General features: G+C 34.1%; 6 protein-coding genes and 1 pseudogene. All 7 read left to right on the top strand.

Annotation, left to right across the window (positions count from 1 at the left end; all coding sequences use genetic code 11):
* The first annotated feature begins 31 nt into the window (after positions 1-31).
* Entirely contained in the window at positions 32-1840 is a 1809-nt protein-coding gene (locus KI369_RS24165) for an IucA/IucC family protein (RefSeq protein ID WP_212957748.1), read from the top strand.
* Positions 1841-1899: 59 nt separating this feature from the next.
* The gene (locus tag KI369_RS24160) at positions 1900-3738 is read left to right on the top strand and encodes an IucA/IucC family protein (protein WP_212957747.1); all 1839 of its coding nucleotides are present in this window, start codon (positions 1900-1902) and stop codon (positions 3736-3738) included.
* Positions 3725-4963 carry an AMP-binding protein gene (asbC, locus tag KI369_RS24155; protein ID WP_212957745.1) on the top strand — a complete coding sequence of 413 codons (1239 nt, stop codon included), beginning with the start codon at positions 3725-3727 and terminating at the stop codon, positions 4961-4963. Before KI369_RS24160 ends, asbC begins: the two co-directional genes overlap by 14 nt.
* Positions 4960-5235 carry a petrobactin biosynthesis protein AsbD gene (asbD, locus tag KI369_RS24150; RefSeq protein WP_063221727.1) on the top strand — a complete coding sequence of 92 codons (276 nt, stop codon included), beginning with the start codon at positions 4960-4962 and terminating at the stop codon, positions 5233-5235. Before asbC ends, asbD begins: the two co-directional genes overlap by 4 nt.
* A 23-nt stretch (positions 5236-5258) precedes the next feature.
* Positions 5259-6254: a DUF6005 family protein gene (gene asbE, locus KI369_RS24145; RefSeq protein ID WP_212957742.1), complete on the top strand. Its 996-nt coding sequence runs from the start codon at positions 5259-5261 to the stop codon at positions 6252-6254.
* Positions 6255-6279: 25 nt separating this feature from the next.
* On the top strand, positions 6280-7122 hold the full coding sequence (locus KI369_RS24140; protein ID WP_212957740.1) for a sugar phosphate isomerase/epimerase family protein: 843 nt from the start codon (positions 6280-6282) through the stop codon (positions 7120-7122).
* A gap of 126 nt (positions 7123-7248) precedes the next feature.
* Positions 7249-7320 (top strand): annotated as a pseudogene (locus KI369_RS24135) (spore protein); the annotation flags it as partial.

Raw genomic sequence — 7320 nt, 5'->3', positions numbered from 1 at the left:
CGATAGCTTTAATATAAAGAGGAGGACCAGTATGCAGCATGCGAAACAAATCGCAGAACATGCAACATTACAAAGCTTTTTAAACTGTTATTTAAGAGAAACAGGGAGTGGAGAATGGATTACAGAGGATGAAGGAATGGAAAGTATCTTCAGTAATACGTTGAATAGAGATACAGTCCCCACATATTTATATTGTCGGCTATCGGCACAGAACGTTACTTTGTATGGAGAAGTTATATATAAATCAGCAACAGATCGCCATTTGTTTGGAGAACAGTTTTATTATCAAATGGGAGAAAGTAATTCTGTTATTAAAGCTGATTACGTTACAGTTATTACATTTTTAATAAAAGAGATGTCTATCAACTACGGAGAAGGGACGAATCCTGCGGAACTTATGCTTCGAGTTATCCGTAGTTGTCAAAATATTGAGGAATTTACAAAAGAGAGAATAGAAGATACATCTGCATTATATGGTTTTCATACATCCTTTATAGAAGCGGAGCAGTCTTTATTATTTGGACATTTAACTCACCCTACACCAAAGAGTAGACAAGGTATATTGGATTGGAAAAGTGCAATGTATTCTCCAGAATTAAAAGGAGAATGCCAGCTGCATTATTTTCGGGCACATAAAAGTATAGTGAATGAAAAATCATTATTATTAGATTCTACAACAGTAATTTTAAAAGAAGAGTTACGTAATGATGAGATGGTTAGTAAGGAATTTATCTTAAAGTATTGTAATAAAGATGAATATTCATTAATTCCAATTCACCCACTTCAGGCAGAATGGTTATTACACCAATCTTACGTCCAGGATTGGATAGATCAAGGAGTACTTGAATATATTGGTCCTGCTGGTAAGTATTATATGGCAACATCATCACTTAGGACGTTATATCATCCCGATTCAAAGTATATGCTTAAGTTTTCATTTCCGGTAAAAGTAACAAATTCAATGCGCATTAATAAATTGAAGGAACTTGAGAGTGGTCTTGAAGGGAAGGAAATGTTAAATACGGCTATTGGTGAAGTACTAGAAAAGTTTCCCGGCTTTGATTTTATTTGTGATCCAGCATTTATTACATTAAATTATGGAACACAAGAATCAGGATTTGAAGTAATTATACGAGAGAATCCTTTTTATAGCGAACATGTCAATGACGCTACTTTAATTGCTGGACTAGTTCAAGACGCTATACCTGGGGAACGTACTCGTTTATCGAATATCATTCATCAACTAGCAGATATAGAAGGTAGAAGCTGTGAAGAAGTAAGTTTAGAGTGGTTTAGACGATATATGAATATTTCTTTAAAGCCAATGGTATGGATGTACTTACGTTATGGTGTTGCATTAGAAGCTCATCAGCAAAATAGTGTTGTTCAGCTAAAGGGCGGTTACCCAGTCAAATATTATTTCCGTGATAATCAAGGTTTTTATTTCTGTAATTCAATGAAAGAGATACTTAATAATGAGTTAGCTGGTATTGGAGAACGTACTGGAAATTTATATGACGACTATATTGTAGATGAGAGATTTCGTTACTACTTAATTTTTAACCATATGTTTGGACTCATTAATGGATTTGGTACAGCTGGATTAATTAAGGAGGAAATTCTTCTCTCGGAATTAAGATCTGTACTTGAATCGTTCCTTCCTTATAACCGTGAACCTTCGACCTTTTTAAGAGAATTGTTGGAAGAGGATCAGTTGGCATGTAAAGCAAATTTATTAACGAGATTTTTTGATGTCGATGAGTTAAGTAATCCTTTAGAACAAGCGATTTACGTACAGGTACAGAATCCGCTCGTTAGAGAAGTGGCTGTCCGTTCATAAATAACATTAAAATTTCACGTAATACAAATAATGGTATTTCCCATAAGGTGGAGGGAGTTATGAGAGTGGACATGTATCATACGAGAATATTGAAAGCGCTTGAATCAGAAGATTACATTTCAGTACGAAGAAGAGTGTTACGTCAATTAGTAGAGTCGTTAATTTATGAGGGAATCATTACGCCAGTTCGTATAGAAAACGAAGAACAAATTCTATTTCTTATACAAGGACTTGATGAGGACAACAAAAGTGTCACGTACGAATGTTATGGAAGAGAACGAATGACATTCGGACGTATCTCTATAGATTCATTCATAGTAAGAGTTCAAGAGGGAAAACAAGAAATACAATCAGTTTCGCAATTTTTGGAAGAAGTTTTTCGGATTGTTAACGTAGAACAAACGAAATTAGATTCTTTTATTCATGAATTAGAACAAACGATATTTAAAGACACGATTGCACAATATGAAAGACGTAATAAGTTGAAATTTACTCAAAAATCATACGATGACTTTGAAAGCCATTTAATTGATGGTCACCCATATCATCCAAGCTATAAAGCACGCATTGGGTTTGAATATCGTGACAATTTTCAATATGGATATGAATTTATGAGGCCAATAAAACTTATATGGATTGCAGCCCATAAGAAATATGCAACTGTAGGTTATGAAAATGAAGTGATTTATGACAATATTTTAAAAGGTGAGATAGGCACGCATAAATTAGAAGCGTACATGGAACGAATTCACAGTGCGGGATGTAATCCAAAGCAATATGTATTTTTACCTGTTCATCCTTGGCAATGGGAAAATTTTATCATTCCTAATTACGTTGATCATATACAAGGTAAAAATATTATTTATTTAGGAAAATCAGCGGACGATTATTGTGCGCAACAGTCAATGAGAACGTTAAGAAATGTTACGAATCCAAAGAGACCATATGTAAAGTTATCGCTTAACATACTTAACACTTCAACACTCCGTACGCTGAAACCATATTCAGTCGCGAGTGCACCAGCTATATCGAATTGGTTAAGTGATGTCGTAAGTCAGGATTCTTATTTAAGGGATGAATCACGTGTGATTTTGTTAAAGGAATTTTCGAGTGTAACGTATGATACGAATAAGAAAGCCACATATGGTTCATTAGGGTGCATTTGGCGTGAAAGTGTCCATAAATATTTGGATAGAGAAGAGGATGCTGTTCCCTTTAATGGTGTATATGCAAAAGAGAAGGATGGTACACCAGTTATTGATACATGGTTAAACAAATATGGGATAGAAAATTGGCTACGATTACTTATTCAAAAAGCGATTATTCCAGTTGTGCATCTTGTTGTAGAGCATGGGATCGCATTAGAATCACACGGACAAAATATGATTTTAGTTCATAAAGAAGGGCTACCTGTCCGTATTGCATTAAAGGATTTCCATGAAGGACTTGAGTTTTATCGTCCATTCTTAAAAGAAACGAATAAGTGTCCGGACTTTACTAAAATGCATAAAACGTATGCGAATGGAAAAATGAATGATTTCTTTGAAATGGATCGTATTGAATGTTTACAAGAGATGGTATTAGATGCACTGTTCTTATTTAATGTAGGAGAATTAGCTTTCGTACTTGCGGATGAATATGATTGGAAAGAAGAAAGTTTTTGGATGATAGTGGTCGAAGAAATTGAAAATCATTTTAGGGGATATCCACACTTGAAAGATAGATTTGAAAGTATCCAGCTATACACTCCTACATTCTATGCGGAGCAATTAACGAAGCGTCGATTATATATGGATGTGGAATCGCTTGTTCATGAAGTTCCAAATCCATTGTATAGAGCAAGGCAACTTAACATACAAAAATCAGTTGTTACAGGGGGAAATTATGCTAATCGTTAATAAACAAGAGTATAGCAAAAGTGATTTTGATTTGAGATTACAAGTTTACGAAGAAATGGAACAATTTCAAGAAGCAGCAGGAAATAGATTTGCGCTTTGTTTGAAAGATCCATTTGATATTATTACGCTTGTGTTTTTCTTAAAACAAAAGAAATCATCAGTATTGCTTATACATGAAGATACGCCCAAAAAAACGGCTATTGAAATGGCGAAGCGTGCAAATTGTATCGGGGTTTTATGTGGAGAATATGGCGATTTTACGAAATTAGAAGTAGTGAACTCTTTACTAGAAGAGCCTTCTTTATTGCAATATAGTTCTGGAACTACAGGAGAACCAAAACTGATTCGTAGAGCATGGACGGAAGTGGATACAGAAATTACTGCTTATAATGAAGCCTTAAATTGTGAAGTAGATGAAGTGCCGATTGTTATGGCTCCTGTTTCACATTCATACGGACTAATATGTGGTACATTATCGGCGATTACGCGGGGAAGCAAGCCGATCATCATTACAAATAAAAACCCTAAATTCGCATTAAATATAGTTCGCAATACAGAGAAACATATTATATATGCAGTACCACTTATGTTACATATTATGGGGAGCTTCCCTCAAGGAACATTTCAGTTTCATAAAATTATGACATCTGGAGCGCCTTTACCAGAAGCATTATTTTATAAACTAAAAGAAACGACAACATATATGATGCAGCAATACGGTTGTTCTGAAGCAGGCTGTATTAGTATATGTCATGATATGAAAAGTCATTTAGATTTAGGAAATCCATTACCTCATGCGAGTATAAGCATAGGTTCAGATGAAAATAAGCCTGAAGAAATCGTAGTGAAAATGAATGATAAGGAAATTTTCACGAAAGATTTGGGGTATAAATCTGAGCGCGGCCTTCATTTTATGGGGCGCATGGATGATGTGATTAACGTTTCAGGATTAAAAGTCTTTCCTATAGAGGTAGAAGAAGCGATTCTTCGACTAGAAGGTGTTCAAGAGGCAATTGTATATCGAGGGAAACATCCTGTGATGGGCGAAATAGTTAAAGCGAAAGTAATCTCTCAAATTGATCCCGTGCAAATAAGAGAATGGTGTATGCAGCATTTACCATCTTATAAAGTTCCGCATGAAATTGAAAGTGTAACTGAAATTCCGAAAAATAAAACTGGAAAAGTAAGTAGAAAGTTACTAGAGATGGGAGAGGTTACAGCATGAGACGGGAAGCATTAAAGAATGCCGTATTAAAAATTATGACAGAAAAAATGGAACTGAAGAATATAACGCATTTAGAAGAAACGATGCACTTAAATCAAGATTTATATATAGATTCGGTAATGATGTTACAACTCATTGTATACATAGAAATGGATTTAAAGCTATGTGTTCCAGAGGATGAGGTAGATCCAAAGGCATTTCTTACTGTAGGATCTTTGCTTGATTTTATGGAAGAGTTACAGCCGTTACAGGATATAAATGTGAATAACTAACCTTTAGGAAAGTGGATGAGAACATGACTTCAATTAAAGTTCACTGTTTAGTGAGTTGTTTTTGTGAAATTATAAAAAGGCGTAGCGATATTGATTTTCGTCCCTTTTATTTTGGACTATGGGACGGCGATTTTGATATAACAGAAGGCGGTATTATATCGTATCACTCCGAAAATATTAACCATGATAATTATTTATTATGGTATGAAAAGTTGTATGGCATGAAAGTGAACGAATGGTATGATCATGCAAAAGCTAAAGATAGCAATGTAGAAACGTTTTTACAATTAGTAGAAAACAAGCCAGAAAATCGTTATGTTATTGTAATGGTTGATATGTCTCTATTACCTGAGAGGGAAAATAAATTCCATCAAAAACCGTTTCCACATTATTTAATGATATCGAAGACAGAGAAAGAAGAAGAGTGGTTCATGCTAGATCCTGATTTTCGTTGGGAAGGGAATATGGAAAGAGAAAAAGTGCTCCTCTCTGTTCAAGATAACCCATTTGGTGGAGGGTATTTCATTGATGTAGAAGAAATTCAGGAGCCGACAGAAGAAATGATAGCAAGTTATTTCATAGAAACTTTCAAAAGAAATGACAATGAACTAACTATGGAGTTGAAAAATTTAATTATAAAAATGGCAAATGAAGAAGATGGGTATTCGCTTTCTGCTCTTGTAGCGGCAGTAAAACAAATACCAGTACTTGCAATTCGTAAATATAGTTATGAACATGCCTTTGCATACTTCCGTGAAACGTTGCAATATTCGGAGCAAGAATTTGATTATTGGTGTGATCGGGTAGAAGATATTGTACAAGGATTTACAAATGTACAGTATCGAGCAATTAAAATGGCCATGACGAATAATAAAGGTATGTTATTAGCAATTGTTGAAAAGTTGGATGAAATGAATGCAATTGAACTGCAAATAAAGGCTGAATTAGAGAAACAGTTTTTATTATGGAAAGAAATGAAAACAAACGAGTCTGTCCTAGCATTAAAAAAACCTAACTGAATTTAAGATAAGGGAGTTCGAACCTATGAAATATTCATTATGTACTATTTCCTTTCGTCATCAATTAATTTCATTTACTGATATCGTTCAATTTGCATATGAAAACGGTTTTGAAGGAATTGAATTGTGGGGGACTCATGCACAAAATTTGTATATGCAAGAGTATGAAACGACAGAACGAGAATTAAATTGTTTAAAGAATAAAAACTTAGAAATTACGATGATAAGTGATTACTTAGACATATCATTATCGGCAGATTTTGAAAAAACGATAGAGAAATGTGAACAACTTGCAAAACTAGCTAATTGGTTTAAAACGAACAAAATTCGTACGTTTGCTGGACAAAAAGGTAGTGAAGATTTCTCGGAACAAGAGAGACAAGAGTATGTAAATCGCATTCGCATGATTTGTGAAGTATTTGCTCAGCATAATATGTATGTACTTTTAGAAACACATCCAAATACGTTAACGGATACGTTGCCTTCTACTTTGGAATTATTAGGAGAAGTGGATCATCCGAATTTGAAAATAAACCTTGATTTTCTTCATATATGGGAGTCTGGAGCAAATCCAATAGACAGCTTCCATCGACTAAAGCCGTGGATACAACATTATCATTTTAAGAATATATCGTCAGCAGATTATTTACATGTATTTGAACCGAATAATGTATATGCAGCAGCGGGAAGTCGTATTGGTATGGTCCCACTATTTGAAGGTATCGTAAATTATGAAGAGATTATTCAGGAAGTGAGAGATACGGACCATTTCGCTTCACTCGAATGGTTTGGGCATCATGCGAAAGATATATTAAAAGAAGAAATGAAAGTATTAACAAATAGAAAATTAGAAGTAGTAACTTCTTAATATAAAATGATGTAAGAGTCTCTCATTGTAGAGACTCTTTTTTTAAAAACAATAATAACCAAAAATTACCATGTATTTAAATTAAAATTTAACACAATTTATATATAAATAAGGAGGTGATTGGTAATGGCTAGAAATCGTAATTCTAATCAATTAGCATCACATGGAGCACAAGCAGCTTTAGATCAAATGAAATAT

It is taken from the genome of Bacillus sanguinis, from assembly GCF_018332475.1.
GTDB classification, from domain to species: domain Bacteria; phylum Bacillota; class Bacilli; order Bacillales; family Bacillaceae_G; genus Bacillus_A; species Bacillus_A sanguinis.
This window is presented reverse-complemented; position numbering and strand designations above follow the sequence as displayed.